Annotated in this window: 19 protein-coding genes and 1 tRNA gene; 12 read left to right on the plus strand and 8 right to left on the minus strand. The window is 58.8% G+C overall.

All coding sequences use genetic code 11. The features are described from left to right. Positions 1 to 96 precede the first annotated feature (96 nt). Positions 97 to 1,776, minus strand: a complete 1,680-nt coding sequence (locus tag DXT96_RS06045) for an NAD+ synthase (RefSeq protein ID WP_153513829.1) — start codon at positions 1,774 to 1,776, stop codon at positions 97 to 99. A 225-nt stretch (positions 1,777 to 2,001) separates the two neighbouring features. Here DXT96_RS06045 and DXT96_RS06050 point away from each other — a divergent pair, with 225 nt between their 5' ends. The 3 genes from DXT96_RS06050 (at position 2,002) to sthA (ending at position 6,744) form a co-directional block, all read left to right on the plus strand. After that, positions 2,002 to 3,942 (plus strand): LTA synthase family protein, encoded by a 1,941-nt coding sequence (locus DXT96_RS06050; protein ID WP_194287560.1) that lies wholly within the window; start codon positions 2,002 to 2,004, stop codon positions 3,940 to 3,942. 116 nt (positions 3,943 to 4,058) lie between these two features. Next, positions 4,059 to 4,592 carry a DUF1003 domain-containing protein gene (locus DXT96_RS06055; RefSeq protein WP_174372506.1) on the plus strand — a complete coding sequence of 178 codons (534 nt, stop codon included), beginning with the start codon at positions 4,059 to 4,061 and terminating at the stop codon, positions 4,590 to 4,592. 748 nt (positions 4,593 to 5,340) lie between these two features. After that, a complete protein-coding gene (gene sthA / locus DXT96_RS06060; protein WP_149897500.1) occupies positions 5,341 to 6,744 on the plus strand; it encodes a Si-specific NAD(P)(+) transhydrogenase in 1,404 nt (467 codons plus the stop codon). Between the two features lie 273 nt (positions 6,745 to 7,017). Here the strand turns inward: sthA and DXT96_RS06065 are convergent, their stop codons facing one another. Then, complete coding sequence (locus DXT96_RS06065) at positions 7,018 to 7,662, minus strand: hypothetical protein (RefSeq protein WP_153513830.1); 645 nt, start codon at positions 7,660 to 7,662, stop codon at positions 7,018 to 7,020. A gap of 441 nt (positions 7,663 to 8,103) precedes the next feature. Here DXT96_RS06065 and DXT96_RS06070 point away from each other — a divergent pair, with 441 nt between their 5' ends. Next, positions 8,104 to 9,093 (plus strand): carbon-nitrogen hydrolase family protein, encoded by a 990-nt coding sequence (locus DXT96_RS06070; RefSeq protein WP_153513831.1) that lies wholly within the window; start codon positions 8,104 to 8,106, stop codon positions 9,091 to 9,093. A gap of 137 nt (positions 9,094 to 9,230) precedes the next feature. Here DXT96_RS06070 and tig read toward each other — a convergent pair whose 3' ends face one another. Both tig and DXT96_RS06080 read right to left on the minus strand, forming a co-directional pair. Beyond that, positions 9,231 to 10,709: a trigger factor gene (gene tig / locus DXT96_RS06075; protein ID WP_153513832.1), complete on the minus strand. Its 1,479-nt coding sequence runs from the start codon at positions 10,707 to 10,709 to the stop codon at positions 9,231 to 9,233. A 240-nt stretch (positions 10,710 to 10,949) separates the two neighbouring features. After that, positions 10,950 to 11,032 (minus strand) — tRNA-Leu (locus tag DXT96_RS06080). Between the two features lie 659 nt (positions 11,033 to 11,691). Here DXT96_RS06080 and DXT96_RS06090 point away from each other — a divergent pair. The 3 genes from DXT96_RS06090 (at position 11,692) to trmFO (ending at position 14,460) form a co-directional block, all read left to right on the plus strand. Then, positions 11,692 to 11,838 carry a DUF1127 domain-containing protein gene (locus DXT96_RS06090; protein ID WP_013636249.1) on the plus strand — a complete coding sequence of 49 codons (147 nt, stop codon included), beginning with the start codon at positions 11,692 to 11,694 and terminating at the stop codon, positions 11,836 to 11,838. Between the two features lie 474 nt (positions 11,839 to 12,312). Then, a complete protein-coding gene (locus tag DXT96_RS06095) occupies positions 12,313 to 12,456 on the plus strand; it encodes a DUF1127 domain-containing protein (RefSeq protein WP_003515516.1) in 144 nt (47 codons plus the stop codon). Positions 12,457 to 13,002: 546 nt separating this feature from the next. After that, positions 13,003 to 14,460 (plus strand): methylenetetrahydrofolate--tRNA-(uracil(54)-C(5))-methyltransferase (FADH(2)-oxidizing) TrmFO, encoded by a 1,458-nt coding sequence (trmFO, locus tag DXT96_RS06100; RefSeq protein ID WP_188355870.1) that lies wholly within the window; start codon positions 13,003 to 13,005, stop codon positions 14,458 to 14,460. 39 nt (positions 14,461 to 14,499) lie between these two features. Here trmFO and DXT96_RS06105 read toward each other — a convergent pair whose 3' ends face one another. The 3 genes from DXT96_RS06105 to DXT96_RS06115 are packed head-to-tail and all read right to left on the minus strand — an operon-like array spanning position 14,500 to position 16,965. Then, positions 14,500 to 15,078, minus strand: coding sequence for a TadE/TadG family type IV pilus assembly protein (locus tag DXT96_RS06105; RefSeq protein ID WP_153513833.1), 579 nt, complete (start codon positions 15,076 to 15,078; stop codon positions 14,500 to 14,502). Next, the gene (locus DXT96_RS06110) at positions 15,075 to 15,617 is read right to left on the minus strand and encodes a TadE family protein (RefSeq protein ID WP_153513834.1); all 543 of its coding nucleotides are present in this window, start codon (positions 15,615 to 15,617) and stop codon (positions 15,075 to 15,077) included. The genes DXT96_RS06105 and DXT96_RS06110 overlap by 4 nt, the downstream gene beginning before the upstream one ends. Further along, positions 15,598 to 16,965 (minus strand): TadE/TadG family type IV pilus assembly protein, encoded by a 1,368-nt coding sequence (locus DXT96_RS06115; RefSeq protein ID WP_371418795.1) that lies wholly within the window; start codon positions 16,963 to 16,965, stop codon positions 15,598 to 15,600. The genes DXT96_RS06110 and DXT96_RS06115 overlap by 20 nt, the downstream gene beginning before the upstream one ends. Positions 16,966 to 17,396: 431 nt before the next feature. Here DXT96_RS06115 and DXT96_RS06120 point away from each other — a divergent pair, with 431 nt between their 5' ends. The 5 genes from DXT96_RS06120 to DXT96_RS06140 all read left to right on the plus strand — a co-directional run bounded on the left by DXT96_RS06120 (position 17,397) and on the right by DXT96_RS06140 (position 22,706). Further along, positions 17,397 to 18,524, plus strand: coding sequence for an S-(hydroxymethyl)glutathione dehydrogenase/class III alcohol dehydrogenase (locus DXT96_RS06120; protein WP_153513835.1), 1,128 nt, complete (start codon positions 17,397 to 17,399; stop codon positions 18,522 to 18,524). A 286-nt stretch (positions 18,525 to 18,810) separates the two neighbouring features. After that, positions 18,811 to 19,551, plus strand: a complete 741-nt coding sequence (locus tag DXT96_RS06125; RefSeq protein WP_153514218.1) for a hypothetical protein — start codon at positions 18,811 to 18,813, stop codon at positions 19,549 to 19,551. Positions 19,552 to 19,658: 107 nt separating this feature from the next. Beyond that, positions 19,659 to 19,919, plus strand: a complete 261-nt coding sequence (locus DXT96_RS06130) for an acyl carrier protein (protein ID WP_149897491.1) — start codon at positions 19,659 to 19,661, stop codon at positions 19,917 to 19,919. Next, complete coding sequence (locus DXT96_RS06135) at positions 19,916 to 21,445, plus strand: AMP-binding protein (protein WP_153513836.1); 1,530 nt, start codon at positions 19,916 to 19,918, stop codon at positions 21,443 to 21,445. The genes DXT96_RS06130 and DXT96_RS06135 overlap by 4 nt, the downstream gene beginning before the upstream one ends. Beyond that, positions 21,429 to 22,706: a type III PLP-dependent enzyme gene (locus DXT96_RS06140; protein WP_194287562.1), complete on the plus strand. Its 1,278-nt coding sequence runs from the start codon at positions 21,429 to 21,431 to the stop codon at positions 22,704 to 22,706. Before DXT96_RS06135 ends, DXT96_RS06140 begins: the two co-directional genes overlap by 17 nt. On the opposite strand, the gene DXT96_RS06145 is transcribed toward DXT96_RS06140, so the two are convergent. After that, positions 22,707 to 23,864 (minus strand): aminodeoxychorismate synthase component I, encoded by a 1,158-nt coding sequence (locus tag DXT96_RS06145; RefSeq protein WP_371418796.1) that lies wholly within the window; start codon positions 23,862 to 23,864, stop codon positions 22,707 to 22,709. It lies immediately after the preceding gene. Between the last annotated feature and the right edge of the window lie 17 nt (positions 23,865 to 23,881).

Consider the following 23,881-nt stretch of genomic DNA (forward strand, 5'->3'; position numbering starts at 1 on the left):
GAAGAAACCAGCCGCAGCGCCGGGCGAAACAATCAGCCTCGCAAGGGAAGGGATCGCCGCCTCACCTGAGAGCGCAGCCCCTACCCGCTTCATCCATCACCGATCCCGGAACCGGTTGGTGATCGGATAACGCCGGTCACGCCCAAAGTTCTTCTTGGTGATCTTCACACCCGGAGCCGATTGCCGGCGCTTGTATTCGGCGAGATAGAGCAGATGCTCAACCCGGTGCACCGTTGCCGCGTCATGACCTCGTGCCAGAATTTCCTCGACCGACATTTCCTTCTCGACAAGGCACTCCAGAATATCGTCCAGCACCGGATAGGGCGGCAGCGAATCCTGGTCGGTCTGGTTGGGGCGCAATTCGGCGGATGGCGCTTTGGCGATGATATTGGCGGGAATGACCTCGCCGGAAGGGCCAAGCGCACCCGGCGGCACATGGGTGTTGCGCCAGGCGGAAATGGCGTAGACCTGCATCTTGTAGAGGTCCTTGATGGGGTTGAAACCGCCATTCATGTCGCCGTAGAGGGTGGCATAACCCACCGACATTTCCGACTTGTTGCCTGTTGTCACCACCATCGAGCCGAACTTGTTGGACACGGCCATCAAAATGGTGCCGCGCGTGCGGCTCTGCAGGTTTTCCTCGGTAATGCCCTCTTCCGTACCTTCGAAGAGATCTGACAGTGCCGAGAGGAAACCTTCCACAGGCTCAACGATCGGCACGATATCATAACGGCAGCCGAGCGCTCTCGCGCAATCGGCGGCGTCCTTCAGCGATTCTTCCGATGTATAACGGTAGGGCAGCATGATGCAGCGCACCCGCTCCTCGCCCAGCGCATCGACGGCAAGGGCGGCGCAGATCGCCGAATCAATGCCGCCGGAAAGGCCGAGAACCACGCTCTTGAAACCGTTCTTGTTCACGTAGTCGCGAAAGCCCAGCATGCAGGCGCGGTAATCCGCCTCCTCGCCCTCTGGTATTTTCGAGAATGGTCCGCTTTCGCAATGCCAGCCTTCCGCCGTGCGTTTCCAGTCGGTAACGGCAAGTGTGGCCTCGAACTGGCTCATCTGGAAGGCAAGCGTCTTGTCGGCATTGAAGCCGAAACTTGCGCCATCGAATACCAGCTCGTCCTGCCCACCCAGCTGGTTGGCGAAAACCAGCGGCAGGCCGCTCTCGATCACCTGTTTCAGCGCCACCTGATGGCGCACATCCAGCTTGCCGCGATAATAGGGCGAACCGTTCGGCACCAGCAGGATTTCCGCCCCGCTTTCGGCCAGCGTCTCGCACACGCCCATCTCGTTCCAGATTTCCTCGCAGATCGGAATGCCGATCCGAACCCCGCGGAAATTATACGGACCGGAAATCGAACCCTCGGCGAAAACACGCTTCTCGTCGAACTCGCCGTAATTCGGCAGGTCGATCTTGTCGCGCAGCGCAACGATCTTGCCGCCATCCAGCAGCGCCACCGAATTGTGCCGACCCGTCTCGCCCTGGCGCGGAAAGCCGATGACGACGCCCGGCCCGCCATCGGCGGTTTCGGCTGCCAGTTCTTCCACCGCCTTCAGGCAGGCCTTCAGGAAAGCCGGCTTCAGCACCAGATCCTCAGGCGGATAGCCTGAAATGAACAGCTCGGTCAAAAGCAGGAGATCGGCGCCCTGCGTTGCCGCATCGGCCCTTGCCTCACGCGCCCTGGCGAGATTGCCCGCCACGTCGCCAACGATCGGATTGAACTGCCCGACGGCAATCCGGAGATGGTTCTGGATATTGTGTCTGTCGCTCATGCCATTTCAATACCGCGCCCGTGTCCGCTCCGCAACGCGGCAATTGCATGCGGCAGCACCCTGCCCTTCCCTGACGGAATAACGCTCACGCTAAGGTTATCGCGCTCCCCGCCAGTTTCGCCAAAGTTCATGTCGCGTTCATCGCGCTTATGTGACAGTTACATGACAATTTTGCGACGCCCGATTCACCTCCCCGGATTGGGCGGCTGCCTGAAATACCGGAGTATGAGTTTGAGAGATTCGGCGCCAAAAACAACGGCTTCCGAAAAGGCTGGTTTCGTCTTTTCGCCTGCATGGACAAGGAGCCTTTCGAAGCTTTCTGGCACGGCCTATACGCTTGCCAATCTGACGGTCGCATCCATCGTGCTGGTCGTTGCGCTGGAGTGGATCGCCCGCGGTTCGCTCCATGATGTCGGTGCTTTCCTCACCTCGTCGGCCCGTCCAGGCATGACCACCATTGCCGCTGTGCTCACCGTGCTCGTAGCGCTGGATGCGATCCTTGGCCGGCGTTACCTGTCCCTCATCGCCGTTGCGCCGCTCTGCGCACTCACGGGCCTGATTTCGGCGCAGAAACAGACCTATCTCTCCGATCCGCTTTATCCCTCCGACCTGCTGTTCGGCCGCCAGATTTTCGAGCTTCTGCCAACCATGCTGAAGGCGCAACCGCTGACGGCAGTGCTGGTCGGCCTCGGCATCTGCGCAGCCATTACGGCTCTCGTGACGCTCTGGCTGCTGGCGCGCCGCCATTCCCCGTCATTGAGCTGGCGTGAACGCGCTGCGGGGCTCACACTGGCGCTGCCGCTTCTTGCCGGCCTTGCCTCGCTGATGGACTATTCGCATTATTCATGGGCGCGTGATCGCCTCAACATCATACCCATGATGTGGGATCAGCAGGAAAACTACCGCCATAACGGCTTCCTGATGGCCTTCGCCTTCAACATTCCCATGGCCAATGTCTCGGCACCGCAGGGATATAGTGAAAACAGCATCGCCGATCTAACCTCTGAGCCAGCCGCCTTCGCCGCCAACAAGGGCGATTACCCTGATGTCATCATGCTGATGAGCGAATCGCTGTGGGATCCGACCCGCCTTGAAAACGTGAAGCTCTCGGCCGATCCGATGCCGATCATCCGCGCCAAACAATCCGGCAACGTCTTTTCACCTGAGTTCGGCGGCATGACGGCGAATGTGGAATTCGAGGCGCTGACCGGTTTTTCCAACGCCTTCCTTCCCTATGGCAGCATTCCGTACCAGCAATATATCCGCCGCCCGGTGCCTTCGCTCGCCAGCTTCTTCCGCGGCGAAGGTTATTCCGCCATCGCTATGCACCCGTTTCAGGAATGGTTCTGGAACCGCAAGGAGGTCTACAAAAATTTCGGCTTCGAGGAATTCCGTTCGGAAGAAACTTTGCCGCCCATGGAAAAGCGCGGCAACTTCGCCTCCGACGATGCATTGATGGACGAAATCATGGCGGCGGCCGACGGCGCGCGCAACCCGCTGTTCCTCTTCGCCGTCACCCTGCAGGGACACGGCCCCTACGAGGCGGGCCGTTACGCTGCCGATACCATCGGCGTCGAGGGCGATCTTTCGCCTTCCGCATCGCAGGCGCTGGCTACCTATTCGCAGGGCGTGGCCGAGGCTGACGATGCGCTTTTGAAACTGATGCGCTGGGCCAAGAAACGCGACCGCGAAACCATCATCGTTCTCTTCGGCGATCACCTGCCGCCGCTCGGCCAGACCTATGTGGAAAGCGGCTATATGCCGGGCATGGTGGCCAGCCGCCGCGCACCGCTGGAGGTGATGAAAAAGGAGCATGAAACGCCGCTCGTCGTCTGGTCCTCCAAGAAGGGAGTGCGCAAGAATATCGGCACCATCAGCCCGGCGCTTTTGCCCTACCACGTGCTGAAGACCGCCGGTTTCTCCGATCCCTTCTATACCGGCACGCTGGGCGAGGTTCAGCAGGCCTTTTCCGTCATCGACCGGCATATGCTGGTGAAGACAGACGGCAAGGCCCTGCCCGACTGGTCGATCGCCCCGAATTCCATTCCCGACGTGGTGCGCGATTATCGCCTGCTGCAATTCGACATGATGTTCGGCGAGCAATATGGCCGCGAGCGCTTCTTCCCCGGCTTCAACTGGCTACACCAGGGCACGCCGGCCGTCTGATGGTTTTTAGCGGGAACGGCTGAACCGCATGGCGGTGGAAATCGTTTGAATTCCGCCGCCATGCGGGTTTATCTCGCACAGAGCGCAAGCACCTCATCAGCAACCGGAGACACACCGTGTCAGACATCTCCGACTACATCACTTCGCATTTCAAACGCTCCTCCCGCGAGATCGGCGACGTGGAGCGACGCATTCTGGAACTGTCGCACCAGAAAAAACTGATCTCGCGCGACACCAATGCGGAATTTTCCGCCGGCGCCAGCCTTGGCGACAGGTTCGCCGACAACATCGCCAAGATCGGCGGCTCCTGGGGTTTCATCCTCAGTTTCTGCTTTTTCCTGGTGGTCTGGGCCATCATCAACACCATTGTGCTGACGACAGGCGCCTTTGATCCCTACCCCTTCATCTTCCTCAACCTGCTGCTCTCCATGCTGGCCGCCATTCAGGCGCCGATCATCATGATGTCACAGAACCGCCAGGCCGCCCGCGACCGTTTCGAGGCCGCCAAGGATTACGAGGTGAACCTGAAGTCGGAACTGGAAGTGCTGTCGCTGCATGAAAAGATCGACGTGAAGGTGCTGGCCGAACTGGCGGCGCTCAGACAGGACCTCGCCGCGCTCCACCACCACGTCACCCGCAAGGGCGACTGACGTCAGGCAAATTCATCCCCGCTTTTCCCCGTCCTGCCGCACGCTGCTATCTTGTATCCAGTCCTGCCGGGTGGATGCCAGACGTGGTTGAAACCGAGGGACGGTTCTGATGGGGACGGTGGCGCGTTCGTGACGACAGGACCATTTCGCAGGGAGGCGGTGCACGGCCCTTTGCGAAATACGGCAGACTGGCGAGAGGCCCGGTTGCGCAACGCATCCGACCAACACCAACCTCAATGAAAGCGCAGCCGGGCAATCGCCCATGTCCGTCCATCCCCGCTCGGCAGCGCCGTGCGGGATGAAGCTGTTGGGTTTTTGGGAGCATAGTGGACGAAGCACTCGGAGCTTCACCCCCCTCTGCCCTGCCGGGCATCTCCCCCTCAAGGGGGGAGATCGGCAAGAGGCTTTATCGCCACTTCATTTTCAACCGTCGAGATGGCCGAGGCCTCCCCTCGGGTCGATCTCCCCCCTTGAGGGGGAGATGTCCGGCAGGACAGAGGGGGGTGAGCCACACCCACCCCGGCCCATTGCAAATGAACAACCTCCCTAAAATTCCCCACAGTTACGAATCCGTCAGATTATTACGCTACAGATTGACGCAGGCGTTTGTTGCATTGCACTCTTGGCGGGGTAAGGCTGACGGGGGAATCACTCCCCCTCGTCAAAATGGCATCACAACCATTTCGCGACGACGCCACGCCGGATGTGACATCCGGTTATCGCAATGCATTCTATTCCGGGGTTTTTCATGCACCAGTTCGATCTGATTGTTGTCGGCAGCGGTCCGGCGGGAAGACGGGCCGCCATTCAGGCCGCCAAGCTCGAAAAGAAGGTTCTGGTCATCGAGAAAGGCAGCCGCGTCGGCGGCGTTTCCGTGCACACCGGCACCATTCCTTCCAAAACCCTGCGCGAAACCGCGCTCAACCTGACCGGTTGGCGCGAGCGCGGCTTTTACGGCCGCTCCTACCGCGTCAAGCAGGAGATCGACGCCGACGACCTGCGCCGCCGCCTGCTGATCACGCTGGACCACGAGGTCGAGGTGCTGGAGCACCAGTTTGCCCGCAACCGCGTGCAGCACATTCGCGGCACGGCAAGCTTCGTCGACGCCAACACCATGAAAGTGGTGAAGAACGACGGCGAGATCATGAATGTCACCGGCACCTCCATCCTGCTGACCATCGGCACCCGCCCCTACCGACCGCCGCATATCCCCTTCGATGGCCAGGCGGTGCTCGATTCGGATGAGATCCTCGAAATCAAGGAACTGCCGCGCTCCATGGTCGTGGTCGGCGCCGGCGTCATCGGCATTGAATATGCGACGATCTTCAGCGCGCTCGACACGCAGGTGACGGTGGTGGAACCGCGCGAGACCATGCTGGAATTCATCGACAAGGAAATCGTCGAGGACTTCACCTATCAGCTGCGCGACCGCAACATGAAGCTGATCTTCGGCCAGAAGGCGGAAAAGGTGGAGCGCGACGAGAGCGGCAAATGCCTCGTTTCGCTCGGCAATGGCCGCGTCCTCAAAACCGAGACGGTGCTGTTTGCCGCCGGCCGTGTCGGCGCCACCGATACGCTCAACCTGTCCGCCTGCGGGCTGGAAGCCGACAGCCGCGGCCGCCTGAAGGTCGATCCGGAAACCTTCCAGACCTCGGTGCCGAACATCTACGCCGCCGGCGATATCATCGGTTTCCCGAGCCTTGCCTCCACCTCCATGGAACAGGGCCGCATCGCCGCCCGCCATGCCGTCGGCGCACCGGCCGGCGAACCGCCGCAATTCTTCCCCTACGGCATCTATGCCGTGCCGGAAATCTCCACCTGCGGCCTGACAGAAGAAGAAGTCATCGAACGCAACATTCCCTATGAATGCGGCATCGCCCATTTCCGCGAGACCTCCCGCGGCCACATCATGGGTCTCGACAGCGGCTTGTTGAAGATGATCTTCTCGCTGAAAACCCGCCGCCTGCTCGGCGTCCACATCGTCGGCGAAGGCGCAACCGAACTGGTGCATATCGGCCAGGCGGTGCTGAACCTCAAAGGCACGGTGGAATATTTCGTCGAGAATACGTTCAACTATCCGACGCTGGCTGAGGCCTACAAGATCGCCGGTCTGGATGCGTGGAACCGCATGGGTGAGATGAAGAAGGATTGAGCGGCGCTGACAGGCACTTCGACGTTATCCTCGGGCCTGTCCCGAGGGTCTGCCAACGTATTGATTTTAGTCGACGTGGTTAGATCCTCGGCACAAGGCCGAGGATGACGTTGAGTGAATGCTCACCCTTCACCACCGACTTCAAGGGGAATGCAGCCTGCACGGAAATTCAAACCGGACAGCACTGGGACAAGCCCAAGGATGAAGTCGCGTGCGGAAGCGCTTGTCATCACTTTGAGGATATTCACGCGACGGGACCGGTGGCGTACACCCTCACCACCGAATACTATACCGCGCACTAAACCCCGGCCGGAAATGATCCGCATACCCCTGATCCAGCGTGCCCCGCACCGTCAGATTGTCGCCAATCTTCTGCTCCACCGCCACGCCGCTGCTGAACTCGTTGAAGCTGTTGCGGCTCGCCCCCGTCAGCACAAAGGCGGTGCCGGTTTCCGACCGGGAGAGGCGCAGCGATTGCGACACATCCAGCCCGTTCCACTGCTGCGCCGTGCCGTCATAACGAACGGTGAAATTGCGGTTGGCCTCGATATCCAGTTCCGGCGTGACGATGCGCTTCTGCTGCGAACTCATGGAAACGCTGCTCGACCCCGTCAGCGCGTTAAAGAGGACGCCGACATCCCGGGCAAGCGAAACGCCGGGCAACTGTTCGGCAAGCAAGGTGACATTGCCCCACACCCGCACCGGCGTATCCACCACCTGCCCGGTCCTAGAGGCATTCATGCCCATCTCCAGCCCCGCCCGGATCGGCGTATCGACTGGAAGCTTCGCGCCGATGCGTGCCGTGTAGGACCGATCGGAATTTTTCACCGGCTTCCAGATCAACCCGGCATCATCGGCATGGGCGGCGGTTGCGAGCACGGTGAACAGCAAAAGGGCAGAGCCCATTCGTGGCGACATATTTTGTCCCCTGGCAAATTAAGGGCGTGCCGGAAGAACCCGGCAGGCACGGTAAAAGCTTAAGGCCAATGGTTTTGGCAGCGATGATGGCCGCACACTGGCGGCACATGATGCTCGGACGACCACCGGAGGCGATCGAGGCAAATCATGCTGCACAGGGTGCCAGATGAACGGGAGATGAACAAGAGCAGATGCAGCAAAAAATCATGCTGCACCGCATTGTGATCGCGAAGCTTCACCTGACCGGTACCACCGCCGCTTGACGAATCGGCGTTTTCCCATCGATATTTGTCACGGCGTAGCCTGCGCCTAACCTCCCCGACCTTCCCCAGCATGGTCTTCAACGGAGGCAAAGGGACTGCTGTCTCAGGCCACTATCTTGGTCCGATCGTTTCGGACGGGTTGCTGGGGAACTGCGTCCGGGATGTGAAAGGCCTGACAATGACGCAAAATAGCAATCTGAAACGTCGTGTAAGAGCTCGCGCAACCAAAACCGGCGAATCTTATACAGCTGCTCTTCAGCATATTCGAAAAATGCCGGATGCCCCTGTAAGCAGCTCAATCCGAATGGCTGTCGCGCAGACATCGCTGTTTAACGATCCTCGTGACATTTCCGCATTGAAGACAGGCGGACAGGAAATGCGCCGCCTCATGATTGATGCCCATAAAGCCGGCGCTCGTCTCATCCATTTTCCTGAAGGGGCAACATGCTGGCCAGGTAAACGGATCATGTCAGCGATCGGTCCGAGGGAAATCGGCCCTTCCGACTGGACGCGCTTTGCATGGGAAACTCTGCGCGAAGAACTGGAGGCGACCAGAAAACTGGCGAAGAAGCTGAAACTTTGGGTGGTTTTTGGTGCCGTCCACCAACTGACACCGCCGCACCGGCCATATAACAGCCTGTATGTCGTCTCCGATCGCGGGAAGCTTGTAACGCGCTACGACGAGCGTCTGCTATCGAACACCAAAATCTCGTTCATGTACTCGCCGGGAAGTGTCCCGGTGACGTTTGAAGTCGACGGCGTCCGCTTCGGCTGCGCACTTGGCATGGAAGTGCACTATCCAGAAATATTCATGGAATATGAAAAGCTGAACGTCGATTGCATGCTGTTTTCGACGGCGGGCGATGGCCCTTCCAATGCGTTGGCATCTGCCACAGAAATATTGGGGCATGCATCGAGCAACGCCTATTGGGCGAGCTATTCAACACTTGCCCCTCAAAGCCACGCCGCTCCTTCGGGTATAGCCACACCAGATGGTCAATGGGCGGCACAGTGCCCGATGAATGGTTTACCGGCTATTTCGGTAACGGACATCATCATCGATCAGGAAAATCCTGCGCGACCCTGGCGTCGAAAAGCTCGTGGCGATCTTTATAAATCTCATCACGTGAACAACGATCCGAGAAGCGATGGCAGGAACAAGTTCTAACGGTCAACATTGGCCAGTGGCGTTGATTTACGCCGCTGGCACCCCGCGCAACCTAATAGCAGATTGCACTTCCAAACAGAAAAAGGCCGCAGCTTTCGCCACGGCCCTTCCATTCAATCAGCTTCAATCGAAAAAGATTATTCAGCGTCGGCCTCAGTGGCCTTCTTCTTGGCCGGAGCCTTCTTCTTCGGAGCGGCTTCTTCGCCTTCAGCGGCGTCGTCAGCCTTGGCAGCAGCCTTTTTCTTGGCCGGAGCCTTCTTCTTGGTTTCCGTTTCTTCTTCGCCGTCGTCAGCCAGAAGCTCTTCCTTGGAAACGGTCTTGTCCGTTACCGAGATTTCGGTGAGCAGCTTGTCGATGACCTTCTCTTCGAAGATCGGCGCGCGAAGCGAAGCGGAAGCGCCGGGCGTGTTGCGGAAGAAATCGAGGATTTCCTTCTGCTGGCCGGGGAATTGCTGCAGCTGCTGGAACAGCGCGCGCTGCATTTCTTCTTCGGTCACTTCGACGCCGGCCTTTTCGCCGATTTCGGAGAGAACGAGGCCGAGACGGACGCGGCGTTCAGCAAGCTTGCGATATTCTTCGCGGGCTTCTTCTTCGGTCGTGTCTTCGTCAGCAAAGGTCTTGCCGGACTGGGCGAGATCGGTGTTGATCTGGCGCCAGATGTTGTCGAACTCGGCATCGACGAGGCCAGCCGGGGTATCGAACTTGTACATCTCGTCCAGCTGGTCGAGGATCTGACGCTTGACCTTCTGGCGGGTGATGTTGCCGTACTGGCTTTCGATCTGACCCTTGACGATTTCCTTCAGCTTTTCAGCCGATTCGAGACCGAGCTTTTCAGCCAGTTCGTCGTTGATTTCAACGGCGGCAGCGGCAGCAACTTCCTTGACGGTAACGTCGAAGGTGGCGTCCTTGCCGGCAAGGTTCGCAGCAGGGTAGTCGGCCGGGAAGGTCACGGTGATGGTCTTTTCGTCGCCAGCCTTGACGCCGACGAGCTGGTCTTCGAAGCCGGGGATGAAGCGGCCGGAACCGAGAACCAGTTCGGCATCTTCAGCAGCGCCGCCGTCGAAGGCTTCGCCATCAACCTTGCCGAGGTAGTTCATAGTGACGCGGTCGCCATCGGCGGCCTTGCCCTTCTTGGCTTCAAAGGTGCGGGCGCTTTCGGCGATCTTGAGGATCTGCTCGTTGATTTCGTCTTCGGAAACTTCAACAACTTCGCGGGTAACCTTGATGCCGTCATTGGCCTTCAGTTCGATGGCCGGAATGATTTCGTAAGCAACGGTGAATTCGAAATCCGATTCGGCCGACAGGATCTTTTCAGCTTCCTGCTCGTCTTCGGTCATGGAGATCGCCGGCTGCGTTGCAGACTTCTCGCCGCGGCTGGAGAGGATTTCGGTCGGCTTTTCACGAACCAGCTCGTTGACGAGGTCGGCCATGATGGACTTGCCGTACATCTTCTTCAGGTGGCCCATCGGCACTTTGCCGGGACGGAAACCGTTGATGCGAACCTTGTCCTTGGCGTCAACCAGGCGCTCGTCCAGACGGGCCTTCATGTCGGCAGCCGGGATAACGATCTTGAGTTCGCGCTTCAGCCCTTCAGCGAGCGTTTCGATAACCTGCATTTTTCAAACCTTCACATCATGGCGGCGGTGCTCAGACAGCCGTTGGTTTACTTTCGAGCACTGCGCCGGAAACATCGCTGCCCGGCCGTGGCTTCCATTATTTCTTCACACAAAGCGCCTGCCCGGACGAAATACGCCCGCACCGGAGACGAAGAGCAACCAGGGGCAAATAGCCCCTAAGCCCCCTGCACCATTGAAGGTGCACTCTGGCGCAAGCGTGGCACAGCCATGCTTTGCTTGTGGTGCGGGTAGAGAGACTCGAACTCCCACGCCGAAGCGTTGGTACCTAAAACCAATGCGTCTACCAATTCCGCCATACCCGCACGTTGGGCGGCGGTATGTCACAATGTTCAGAAAGGGTCAAGCACGCCGTTCCCCTGCCTTTGGTTTCGCCCGGACTTTTCTTGGCCCCGCTCCGATAGTGAAGGAGACCGCGCCTCTTTGGCTGTTTGCCACCAACAACAGGGGATGATGCTATGGCAGCCAAGACAGAGGCGATCCTCAACCGAAAACGGCTGGCCCGCGCTTACGTCTCCCGCCTCAGCCAACCCGCCCAGCCTTGCGCATCCGCACGGAACACTGCCGGCAAAATCGCACGACATTTATGCGGCTACATTGACATTATATATAGCACGACCCGCAAGCTACATAGCCGGATTGCCATCGACCGATCAGGTTCATCGTTCGGGCTTTCACCCCTGCCCGCCGCCGCACCCGGCCGAGCCGCACGGCTGCCCAACCTTCAACCATCTGGCGTCACCAAAAGCACATAAATTGGTCACAAATTATGCACGAACCGTCGCAATCAGGCTCATTTACCGGATTGCCGTGCATTGTATGCATAGGTGACATCTTGCTTTGTCTGTTTTTGTTTTGATTAAACCGATTATATTCATGGTCATACAGAGATCAGTTCAGCCCCGGACCCAAAGCCTCCCAAGACTGGCCGCGTGGACTGAACAGCACGAAGAGGAAAATGACCATGAACATCACCCGCTCGCTGACCAACTGGCGCAAGTATCGTCAGACCGTAACTGAACTCGGCCGTATGACCGACCGCGAACTGAGCGACCTCGGCATTGGCCGTCAGGACATCCGTCGCGTCGCCCGCACCGCCGTCGGCATCTAATACGCTTCGCCGCTTCATTGCGGCGGATGCGAGACGACCTACCCAAAAAGGCCTGAGGCTCCCGCCTCTGGCCTTTTTTTCGTTTGGGGGTTCTGACGGCGTCACCATCGGTTCCCGCACATCCGCAGGCCGCGAGAGATGAAAAAAGCATCTCTCTTCCGCCCGCCCGCGCGACGTTTGAGCAAGCCAACGCCCTTCCCACCCTTCAACACCCCAAAAAGTCGCTCCAATCGTCACCAAACACCATGAAAGCCGTCAGGAACGCCCGAAAGGCAGGCATTTCCGCTCATATTTTGCTCATGCAGTACTCAAAGCCGTAAAATTAGCCGACATAGTGCACAAATGCATGGCAGTAGCCTAAATTCTGCACTGCACAACATGGCTTAATGTCTATATATAAACCTCAACAGCCGAGAGCACAGAGAAACGCTGAGCCGGCAGACGAATTCACAAAGAAAGATTGAGGAAACGACCATGAACCCTATCCGTATCGCAAAGAACTGGATCTCCTACCGCCGCACGATCAACGAACTTGGCAGCCTGTCCAACCAGGCCCTGAGCGACATCGGCCTGACACGTTACGACATCCGTAACGTTGCTTCCCGTTCGTTCCGCTAAGGCGTAAACGATCGTCCCGCTGCCCGACCTCCAGGGCGCGACGATCGAGCGACGGTTCTTAAAAAAAACGGCGCCTTGTGCGCCGTTTTTGATTCTGGCAGTCGGCTGAGCGCTCGGCACCTCTGCGAACATATCAGCGGTTCGTCCCCTGCCCTGCGTGCCGCCTGCAAAAGCGTCCCGCAACGTGCTGTGCAATCTGACGGGCAATGCGGCGCCGCTGGTTTCTTCTCCCCGAGGGGGAGAAGGTGGCCCGAAGGGTCGGATGAGGGGGCAAGCTCTCCGTACATCTCTACCCTCGCCCCTTATCCCGCTGCCGCGACCTTCTCCCCCTCGGGGAGAAGAAACAATCGGCACCCGCTCGTTTCACCATGCCCCGCGTCTCTTCCTCGCCCGGCCCATCCCAAAAACATTTGGCTGCCCCCGCCATGCATGGTAGTGCATCCGCAAACAATGCCGCGTCCTTTTAGGACCCGCGCGGAACACTCACTCGAAAGACAGCCGCCAGACGGGAGCCTTTGGCATCCCCGCGCGGCCCATGGACGCCAGATGGATGCCAGCATGCAAGACAAGACCATTTCTCCCATTCACGTCGTGGGCGGCGGACTGGCCGGTTCGGAAGCCGCCTGGCAGATCGCACAGAGCGGCGTTCCCGTCATCCTGCATGAAATGCGCGGCGTGCGCGGCACGGATGCCCACAAGGGCGATACGCTGGCCGAACTGGTCTGTTCCAACTCATTTCGCTCCGACGATGCGACCGCCAATGCGGTCGGCGTCATCCATGCCGAAATGCGGCTTGCCGGCTCGCTGATCATCGCCTGCGCCGACAAACATCAGGTGCCGGCCGGCGGAGCGCTTGCCGTCGATCGCGACGGTTTTTCGCTCGCCGTCACCGAAATGCTGGAAAGTCACCCATTGGTGACGATCGTGCGTGAAGAGGTTTCCGGCCTGCCGCCGAAGGAATGGGGCAGCACCATCATCGCCACCGGCCCGCTCACCTCGCCGGATCTGGCGGCGGCGGTTCAGGCAGAGACGGGTGAGGATGCGCTGGCCTTTTTCGACGCCATCGCCCCCATCCTGCACCGCGACAGCATCAATATGGATATCTGCTGGTATCAGTCGCGCTACGACAAGGTCGGCCCCGGCGGTACGGGCAAGGATTACATCAACTGCCCGATGGATGAGGAACAATATAACGCCTTCATCGACGCGCTGATCGCCGGTGACACGGTGGGTTTCAAGGAATGGGAAGGCACGCCCTATTTCGACGGCTGCCTGCCGATCGAGATCATGGCCGAACGCGGCCGCCAGACGCTGCGCCACGGCCCGATGAAGCCGATGGGGCTAACCAATGCCCACAATCCCACCGTCAAGGCCTATGCGGTTGTCCAGCTGCGCCAGGACAATGCGCTCGGCACGCTTTACAACATGGTCGGTTTCCAGACCAAACTGAAATACGGCGTGCAGGCGGATGTGTTCCGCATGATACCCGGCCTTGAAAATGCGGAATTCGCCCGCCTCGGTGGCCTGCACCGCAACACCTATATCGATTCCCCCATCCTGCTCGATCCGACGCTAAGGCTGAAATCGCGGCCGGACCTGCGTTTTGCCGGCCAGATCACCGGTTGCGAAGGTTATGTGGAAAGCGCCTCCGTCGGGCTTCTGGCCGGCCGCTTCGCCGCAGCAGAACGGAAAGGCGAGAGCCCTAGCCTGCCGCCGGCCACCACGGCGCTCGGCTCGCTGCTCAACCACATTACTGGCGGCCATCTGTCTTCCAATGATGAGCCAGGCAAACGCTCCTTCCAGCCGATGAACATCAATTTCGGCCTGTTCCCTGAATTGGAGCCGGGTTCCATCGTCAAGCCGGAAGGCGTGAAGCGCTTTCGCGGCAAGGACAAGACGATCATGAAGCGCCAGCTGGTTGCAGCGCGGGCGCTGAAGGATTGTGCGGCGTGGCTAGGGATGGATGAAACAAAGACAGAAGCCGGCGTCGTGCAGGATCATTGATGCCGAAATATTGGCTACGGAACTTCCGTAGCCAAGCCGTCAACGAACATTCCAGAAGGACCAGTCCGACTTGCCCTTCTGATATTTGTAGTGCCGCGAGAAATACGGATTGACCGTCGCGACATATTCGAACTCGATGGTGGTGGGGCGCAGGAACGAGAATAACGGGCTATATTTATAGCGCCCCGAAATCACGATGACGGCCTCTTCGTCCTTGAAGTTTCCCGCCTTCAGCATCTTGTCCCAGGTAACGGCTTCTGCGGATCCGAAGAAGTTGTAAGGCGCAAATTCGACAGTTGCGACGCCGCCCACCAGCTTGGCGCTCCGCAAGGTCAGATCGAGTTCCTCCGGGTTGAGAGGCTGCCCGGCTTCGATGACAAAGGTTTTCACCCCTGTCCTCACCCGTTCTTCGAATTCCGGGAAGCGGGCGGACCAGCGGGCTGTATTGTCGACGACCGTGACGAAACGGTCGTAACTCAGCCAGCCACGACCGGTCTCGATCATCACCGCCAGAAAGATGATGAGCATTGGCAATAGCAGGGAGAATTCCACCGCGGCCACGCCGGAGCGCGACCGCACCATGGCGGCAAGGACGGGTTTCAGCCGAAACAACATCATTCCGTCACCCGAACGGCGGTGATCGCCAGAGACACATTCTGTAATTGCGGCTGCGTGCCGCCGCCACTAGGGATCAGCAAACGCGTCGTGGGCATAATGAATTGCCAATTGTAACCAAGCGCCAGAAGATATTGCCCGGCTTTTTTGTCCGGCGCCTGAAACTTGTTCTCGACCGGAAATGTCAGCGGCACGGCGGTGAAATCCGCATCCGGGATCGGGACGAGCGTTATCTTCATGTCGCTTTCGGTCGTACCGAGCACGAAATTCGAGTCGATGACACGTCTGAATTCGATTTCGGTAACCACCGTCTGACTTGCCGCCGCCTTGCGCAGCAATTCCGCGCCGGCGTTGGCCGCGGTTGCAAGATTGAGAGTGAGCAGCAGCGCCAGACCGACTTCAAAAATACCGAAGACCAGCAGAAAATAGACCGGCATGAGCAGGCCGAATTCGACGGCGGTGGCTGCCCGGATGTCGAGCGTATAAGAGCTGAAACGACCGCAGCAACGGCGAAAGAGCCCATTATTTAGGTGAGTCGACATACTTCACCTCAAAAGCCGTGATGATGCCGCCAAGACTGTCGCTTTTCCCGCCTGCGGCAATGGTCAGCTTGTAGACGGAATAAGTATCGACCGTGATCGAGTAACTGCGGCGCTCCCAGAAGACCTTGCCCTTCTGCGCCATTTCGATGATCTTCTTTTCGGGACCTAATTGCGGACGCTGGAGCTGCAGGAAGATGTCGATGTCGTTGGTGCCGCCATAGGCGTCGTTGCGGCCATTATACCAGACCGAAACCTCATATTTTCCGGGGTGCATTTCCACAATCTTGAAAATCGAACTGTTGGCATCTTTTCTATTCTGCCCATCCCAATGGCTGTCCAGTTCCACCACATATTTGGTCGGCGGTATCCCGCCATTTTCGGCTTTCAACAGGGAAGGTTTTTCCAATTCGTCCGATTCGGGCGGACATGGCTTGGCTGCTGAGGATTGCGACGCATCCTTATCGGGCTCTTTCAGTTTGTTGTTGTTTTTCGGATCTTTTTCGTCAGTCGGTGCGACGTCCTGTTGCGAGACGCTGGCGCAAACAGGTCCGGCATCCTTCTTCGGCTCGTCATAACCCTGCCAGCCGAATTTCTTGCGGCACTCCGCATTGCTCCAGTCCTGAAGCTCGATGCCCGGACCTGTGCCACCGTCCCATTCAAGCTCTTCATAGCTGACGACACCCCAGCAACCATTCATGGTGTTGGGGCCTTTACCGTTTTTGAGAATGCGGTCTTTACCGTTCAGCCGGTCGAATGTGTTGTTGACGATCACCTCGCCGTCATACGGATAGGGAGGAATACCGTCGCAACGGTAAGTCAGCGCGTAGTCCATTTTTTCGACATTGAACATGCCGCCCAACACCGTCTTATAGGTGAATTTCGCGTCTATATCGGTGGTCAGCCAGTCGATTTTCACATCCCGGCTCACCACCTCCTGTTTGGTGGAAGTGATGAGCGCGTCGAAGGTATCAAGCACATTTTTGCGTCGCACTTCATCGATAGGCACATTCGTCCGGGTGGGTTTCGTCGAGCGCTCGCAGGCCTGCGCGATCACCCGCTTTGACTGGCTGTAATAGGCCAGCGCCCGGCCGCCTTCGAACAGCAGTCCGAAAGTGAAAAGAAAAACCGGCATCAGCAATGCCGTGATAATCGCAAAATTTGCCCGCCGATCCCTGAGAAGCAGGTGGAAATGACGCGCCAACGCGTTCAACATTCTTTCAATATGAAACATCTGCAATAATCGCTTTTCGTCCAACCGCCACGGATCGTCCCGGCTCTCCTCCCCAGCCGGACACACAAAGACTGCAGCCGGGCGAAAGCCCCGGGCCACAGGATACAAACTCAGCAAAACCGCTGATGCTCGCCGCGATCATGGCGGCGCGACACAAGTGGCGAAGGCCAGTTGCACTCGCGAGATAAAGGTATTTTCCGGAACCACCGATTGATGACAGCCCAATTTCATTCGTCATTCTATATGGCGGATTAAACACCAGATTCGTAAATTAAAGATCACCTGAATATCAAAAATAGTAAGTAAAATCATATATTTAAATCAGACATTCATAATTTATTATAGTCGAAATATTAAATTGAATACGCCAGTTGATACTCGATTGCTGATACAATTTTCCCGATGCTCGCTCTTCCCGTCCAACACGGAGACGGCTTCATTTTTTGGTCGTAACTGAGACGCCAAGGTCGCTTTTGCCCCTTGTCCCTGCCGCCAAGCTCGGGCAAAACAGCCCTATCCAATCATGAGACAACGCCAGGAGATCGAAAATGGACGTACGCGCCGCTGTTGCCATTCAGGCAGGAAAACCGCTTGAGGTCATGACCGTCCAGCTTGAAGGTCCCCGCGCCGGCGAAGTGCTTGTTGAGGTCAAGGCGACCGGCATTTGCCATACCGACGATTTCACCCTGTCAGGCGCCGATCCAGAAGGTCTGTTTCCGGCCATTCTCGGCCATGAGGGCGCAGGTATCGTCGTCGATGTCGGACCGGGCGTCACTTCGGTCAAGAAGGGCGATCATGTCATTCCGCTCTACACGCCTGAATGCCGCGAGTGTTATTCCTGCACCTCGCGCAAGACCAATCTGTGCACCTCCATCCGCGCCACCCAGGGCCAGGGCGTGATGCCGGACGGCACCTCGCGCTTCTCGATCGGCAAGGACAAGATCCACCACTATATGGGCTGCTCGACCTTCTCGAACTTCACCGTCCTGCCGGAGATCGCGCTGGCCAAGATCAATCCCGATGCACCCTTCGACAAGGTCTGCTACATCGGCTGCGGCGTGACGACCGGCATCGGCGCTGTCATCAACACCGCCAAGGTGGAGATCGGCTCCACGGCGATCGTCTTCGGTCTCGGTGGCATCGGCCTCAACGTGCTGCAGGGCCTGCGTCTTGCCGGTGCGGACATGATCATCGGCGTTGATATCAACAACGACCGCAAGGCCTGGGGCGAAAAATTCGGCATGACCCACTTCGTCAACCCGAAAGAAGTCGGCGACGACATCGTGCCTTATCTCGTCAACCTGACGAAGCGCAATGGCGACCTGATCGGCGGCGCGGATTATACCTTCGACTGCACCGGCAACACCAAAGTCATGCGTCAGGCGCTGGAAGCCTCGCATCGCGGCTGGGGCAAGTCGGTCATCATCGGCGTTGCAGGCGCCGGCCAGGAAATCTCGACACGTCCGTTCCAGCTGGTCACCGGCCGCAACTGGATGGGTACCGCTTTTGGTGGTGCACGCGGCCGCACCGATGTGCCGAAGATCGTCGACTGGTACATGGAAGGCAAGATCCAGATCGATCCGATGATCACCCATACGATGCCGCTTGAAGACATCAACAAGGGCTTCGAGCTGATGCACAAGGGCGAAAGCATCCGTGGCGTCGTGGTCTATTGATCGGCCGATGACAGGAGGCGGGCGCGTTCGGCGCGCCTGCCTTTCATGCAAACGTGATCGGCTCCGCCGCCTTGCAGCCCTGGCGATTAACGGGACAGTAAATCTATCATCGTAAGTCAATACTACGCGGCGAAGTTGAAAAATCTCTTTCCCCGGCCAGTTAACGCCAGACAGCGGAGAGCGCCCCGTGAAAATCGTACCGATCGACAACGGAAACCGCGCCGCCGCCGTTGCCCTTTTGGCGAAAGGTTTCCCCGAAAAAAGCAAGGCCTTCTGGTCCCGCGGGCTGTCGCTCATCAGCGATCATCATGAGCGGCGGGAGCTTGGTCCGATCGGGCAATTGCTGATGAAGGGTGAGAACGCGGCGGGCGTTCTGTTGACGATCAAAAGCCGTCTGCCTGAAACCGGCAGGATCGTCGTCAACCTGTCCAGCTGGTATGTCGAGCCTTCGTGCCGGTGGTTTGCAACACGCATGCTGCAAATCGCCTCCTCATCCGAGGAAGAACTGTTCACCGACCTTACCCCGTCTCCCGAAGCCTGCCGGCTGAATGAGAGGCTGGGTTTTCAGATGGTGACGGATCGCACGCTTTTCTATCCCCTGCCGCTCAAGGCGCTGCGTCCTTCTGGCACGCGGCTCAATCCGCTTGCCGCCGTGCCGCCGGATACCCTGTCGGCCGCCATGCGCGAGATGCTGGAAGATCACCTGCGGCTCGGTTGCATCGTCGCCATAATGCAGGCGGATGGCCGTCACTATCCGCTGGTGTTCCTGAAAACCACGACCAAGAAGCTACCTTCCGCTCGGCTGATCTATTGCGAAGACAGAGAACTCGCGCAAAGGCATATTTCTGCAATCGCCCGCCATCTTCTAGGCCGGGGCAGGCTTGCCCTGACCATGGCGGCACTTGACGGTGAGCACAATGCCGGTGGGTTTGCGGCACATAAATTCGCGCCGATACAAGTAAAAGGCGCATGGAACCCACATTTTATTAACGAAACATACTCAGAGTTGGTGTTATTGCCACCCTAGGTATTTTAGTGAATCCTGGTGGACCTGACAGAATCTCGACCTTTACAGATAAAGTGTCATTCCGGGGCGGGTTTTATGGGAAACAGACGGGACATCGGAGAACAAGCATGCTTGCGGCGAAGAAAAGCGAAACCAACGTTGCTGATACTATCTACGCCTATCTCTCGGACCGCTTTCCCGCCTACGCGCCTTTTACCAACGATACATTGCTTCTAGAAGGCGGCGCGATCGATTCGCTCGGCTTCCTGGAATTGATGGTCTTCCTCAGCGAGAGTTTTGGCATCGTGCTTGATGACGAACATTTCACGCCGGAAAATCTCGGCACGCCCGCCGATCTCATCGCCTTCGTCCTCAGGGAACGGAAATGACACCCCATTTCCTGCTGCATCACCTGCTCACTGCTCGCGCGGCAAGCGACGATCCGGCGCTTGTCCACAAAGATATAGCTTTGAGCTACCGGGAATTCGCGCAAGCGGCGAACCGTTGCGCAGCGGCCCTGCAGCAGGCCGGCGCGGAACGCGGCGACCGCGTCGTCATTTTCCTGCCGCGCGGCATCGAGGAATGCTGGTCAATCTTCGGGGTGAGCATGGCCGGCGGCGTTTTCGTGCCGGTCAATGCGCTGCTGAAATCACAGCAGATCCGCCATATCATCACGGATTGCGGCGCGAAAATCGTCATCAGCAGCGCGGTGATGATGGATGAGCTGAAGGCGGCGCTGGAAGACCTTCCCCATGTCACGGTGATGCTGGCGGAAGAAATCGCGACACGCGTAGCGCCTGCCCGCCCTTCGGCGGCAATCGGCGAGGACCTTGCGGCGATCCTCTATACATCAGGCTCCACCGGCTCACCCAAGGGCGTGATGCTGTCGCACCGCAATCTTCTGGCCGGCGCGCGCATCGTGCGCACCTATCTGGAGATTACGGCCAGCGACCGCATTCTTTCCCTCCTGCCCTTCAGCTTCGATTACGGCCTGAACCAGCTGCTGACGGCGGTGGAACAGGGCGCGACCACAATCATCTCCACCTTCCGGCTGGGCGACGATATCGTCCGCGATTTGCGCAATCATGCCGTAACCGGTCTCGCCGGCGTGCCGACCGTCTGGGCGATCCTGACGAGAGCGGCCCCGTCGCTCGCAAAGACGCCGCTGCCGCATCTGCGCTACATCACCAATTCCGGCGGGCGTGTGCCGCAGGAAACCGTAAAAGCGCTGCGCGAAAAACTGCCGGACACCAAGATTTACCTGATGTATGGCCTGACTGAGGCCTTCCGCTCCACCTTCCTGCCACCGGAAGAAATCGACAGCCGCCCGACCTCCATCGGCAAGGCCATTCCGGAGTGCGAAATCTTCATCGTCACCGATAAGGGACAGCGGGCAAAACCGGGCGAGCCAGGCATTCTCGTCCACCGCGGCCCGACGGTATCGCTCGGTTACTGGAACCGGCCGGAAGACACGGCAAAAGTTCTGCGGCCTCATCCCTTCATTCCGGCGGCACTGGGCGGAGAAACCGTCTGTTATTCCGGTGACTTGGCCGTGGAAGACGAGGATGGTTTCTTCAGCTTCGTTGCCCGCAACGATGCGATGATCAAATCGTCAGGCTATCGCATCAGCCCGACCGAGGTTGAGGAAAGCCTGATGTCGACCGGGCTGTTCCAGCAGGTCGCCGTCATCGGCCTGCCGGACGCGTTCGCCGGTGAAAAGGTGCATGCGGTGGCAACCGCCGCCAACGAAAATATCGACATTTCGGCAGCACTCAGGAAAGCCGCCGAAATGCTCGCTCCCTTCATGATCCCGCGCGCCATCGAACTGGTCGACCGGCTTCCGATCACCGCCAATGGCAAGGTGGATTACCGCGCGTTGGTGCGCGAACGGACGGACAATGTCGCCCACGGATAAAACCCAGAGCCACGGCCCAGCGCTTGCGGCTGCGCAATTTGCGGTCACTGACAATGATCTTGTCATCGGCGGACTTGCGGTGCGCGATATCGTCGCCCAAACCGGAACACCGTGTTTCCTCTATGATGCAAGCGCCATGCGTAGCGCCTATCAGAACCTTGAAACGGCGCTATCGGGCTTTGCCGATATCTATTATTCGGTGAAGGCCAATCCCCTGCCCGCCATTATCGCGCTTTTCCGGCAGCAAGGTGCCGGCGCTGAAATCGCCTCCGTCGGCGAATATCGCGCCGCCATCAAGGCGGGTGTCGCACCTGAGAACATCATCTTCGCCGGCCCCGGCAAAGGCATGGTCGAATTGCGTGAGGTGATCGACAGCGGCATCGGCGAAATCCACATCGAAAGTGCTGAGGAAATCGCCCGTATCGAAGAGATCGGCAGGCCGGTCAAAGCCTCCATCCGCATCAACCCGGTGCCGGATGCGCAGGCGGGCGCCATGCGCATGGGCGGCAAGGCCACCGCCTTCGGTTTTGATGAAGAGGAACTGGAAAACGTCCTGCCGCTCTTCAAGGACGCCAGACATATCGATCTCGTCGGCGTGCACATCTATGGCGGCACGCAGATTCTCGACGCCGATATGCTTGTCTCCCAATGGCGACACGCCATTTCCCTTGCCGCGCGCATGGCGGAAATGCTGGGCAGGCCGCTCGAGACCATCGATCTCGGCGGCGGCCTCGGCATTCCCTATTTCGCCGGGGAAACGCCGCTCGATCTTGCAACGGTCAGCGCCGCCATTCCCGACCTCAAGGCGCTTGTGAAAGCGCATCCCTTGATAACCGACGCCCATATCATCGTCGAACCCGGCCGCTTCCTCGCCGGCCCCGGCGGCATCTATGTGGCGGAAGTCAATTCGGTAAAAACCTCGCGCGGCACCACTTTCGTGGTGACGGATGGCGGCATGCACCACCACCTTGCCGCCTCAGGCAATCTCGGCCAGATCGTCAAACGCAATTACCCCATCGTCGCGCCGGCCCTGATGCAGGCGGACCATGACGAGACCGCCACCATCGTCGGCCCGCTCTGCACCCCGCTCGACACGCTTGCCCGCAATGCCGTGCTGCCGAAACTGAAGGCCGGCGATCTCGTCGCCATCCTGCAATCGGGCGCTTATGGCGCAAGCGCCAGCCCTTCGGGTTTTCTCAGCCACGCGGCGGCGAAAGAAGTGCTGGTGGAGGATGGAACGTTCGAGGTGATCGGGCGGTGATCACCGCCGCAACAACCTGTCCCCCACCGCGAATTTCGATTTCAGCAGACACTCGTCATATTCGGCTTCTGCATCGGAATCGAAGACGATGCCGCCGCCAACATTGAAGACGGCGCGGCCGCCGTCAAACAGGCTGAGCGTGCGGATCGCCACTGAGAACCGCATATCACCACGGGGAGATATGAAGCCGATCGCGCCGCAATAGGCGTCGCGTGGGCCAGCTTCCAGTTCCCGCAGGATTTTCATCGCCCACATTTTTGGTGCGCCCGTCACAGAACCGCAGGGAAACAACGCGGCGAAGATGTCTTCCACCGTCACGTCAGGCAGAAGCTTCGCCCGCACATGGCTGACCATCTGGTGCACGGTCGGATAGGTTTCGATATCGAACAGTCGCGGCACATGAAGGCTGCCGACCTCGGTAATACGGGAAATATCGTTGCGCAGCAGATCGACGATCATGCGATTTTCGGCCAGCGTCTTTTCATCCGCCAGCATCGCCGTAATGATTGCCCTGTCCTCCTCCGCATCCGCCCCGCGCGGTGTGGTGCCCTTCATTGGATGGGTTTCGATGAACCCCTCGCCATCGACCGAGAAAAACAGTTCCGGCGAGCGCGACAGGATGACCGGGCCGCCAAGATCGACCAGCGCGCCGTATTTAACCGGCTGCCGTTCGATCAGCGACCAGAAGGCGGTGAGCGGATCGCCGCTCCAGCGGGCTTGAACGGGCATGGTCAGATTGCCCTGATAACAGTCGCCACGACGCAGATGGTCGTGCAGTCGCGCAAAGCGCTGCTGGTATTCTTGGAGTGTCCATGCCGGCACGGGATCGGAAAGAAACGCATCCGCATCCGGCATATCGTCGGGACGCGCGAACCGGCCCGCATCCGGCTGCGGGCCGGAAAAGACGCCAAAGCGCAGAAACGGCACATTGCGGGGCTCTTCGGCAAATGGCGCAAGCTTCGGCTCGAACAGGAAACCCGCCTCGTAGGACATGTAGCCGGCAAGGTATTTCCCGGCGCGGCGCAACTCTTCCATGCGTTTGAGTGCTGCAAAAAACGCCTCCGGATCATCCGCCACGATAATCTCTTCCGGCTCGGTGAAGGCTGTCACCGTGCCGGTCGTATCATCCCGGAAAAGAACGTAAGGCGCATGTGCCACGGAAAGCGTCCGAAACA

It is taken from the genome of Agrobacterium sp. ICMP 6402 (genome assembly GCF_009498615.1).
In the GTDB taxonomy this organism is placed as follows: Bacteria; Pseudomonadota; Alphaproteobacteria; order Rhizobiales; family Rhizobiaceae; genus Agrobacterium; species Agrobacterium burrii.

Bases quoted from the DNA above. Each gene is read 5' to 3' on its own strand.
- DXT96_RS06045 (WP_153513829.1), bottom strand. From the start codon at position 1,776: ATGAGCGACAGACACAATATCCAGAACCATCTCCGGATTGCCGTCGGG.
- DXT96_RS06050 (WP_194287560.1), top strand. From the start codon at position 2,002: ATGAGTTTGAGAGATTCGGCGCCAAAAACAACGGCTTCCGAAAAGGCT.
- sthA (WP_149897500.1), top strand. From the start codon at position 5,341: ATGCACCAGTTCGATCTGATTGTTGTCGGCAGCGGTCCGGCGGGAAGA.
- DXT96_RS06065 (WP_153513830.1), bottom strand. From the start codon at position 7,662: ATGTCGCCACGAATGGGCTCTGCCCTTTTGCTGTTCACCGTGCTCGCA.
- DXT96_RS06070 (WP_153513831.1), top strand. From the start codon at position 8,104: ATGACGCAAAATAGCAATCTGAAACGTCGTGTAAGAGCTCGCGCAACC.
- tig (WP_153513832.1), bottom strand. From the start codon at position 10,709: ATGCAGGTTATCGAAACGCTCGCTGAAGGGCTGAAGCGCGAACTCAAG.
- DXT96_RS06090 (WP_013636249.1), top strand. From the start codon at position 11,692: ATGAACATCACCCGCTCGCTGACCAACTGGCGCAAGTATCGTCAGACC.
- DXT96_RS06095 (WP_003515516.1), top strand. From the start codon at position 12,313: ATGAACCCTATCCGTATCGCAAAGAACTGGATCTCCTACCGCCGCACG.
- trmFO (WP_188355870.1), top strand. From the start codon at position 13,003: ATGGATGCCAGCATGCAAGACAAGACCATTTCTCCCATTCACGTCGTG.
- DXT96_RS06105 (WP_153513833.1), bottom strand. From the start codon at position 15,078: ATGATGTTGTTTCGGCTGAAACCCGTCCTTGCCGCCATGGTGCGGTCG.
- DXT96_RS06110 (WP_153513834.1), bottom strand. From the start codon at position 15,617: ATGTCGACTCACCTAAATAATGGGCTCTTTCGCCGTTGCTGCGGTCGT.
- DXT96_RS06120 (WP_153513835.1), top strand. From the start codon at position 17,397: ATGGACGTACGCGCCGCTGTTGCCATTCAGGCAGGAAAACCGCTTGAG.
- DXT96_RS06130 (WP_149897491.1), top strand. From the start codon at position 19,659: ATGCTTGCGGCGAAGAAAAGCGAAACCAACGTTGCTGATACTATCTAC.
- DXT96_RS06135 (WP_153513836.1), top strand. From the start codon at position 19,916: ATGACACCCCATTTCCTGCTGCATCACCTGCTCACTGCTCGCGCGGCA.
- DXT96_RS06140 (WP_194287562.1), top strand. From the start codon at position 21,429: ATGTCGCCCACGGATAAAACCCAGAGCCACGGCCCAGCGCTTGCGGCT.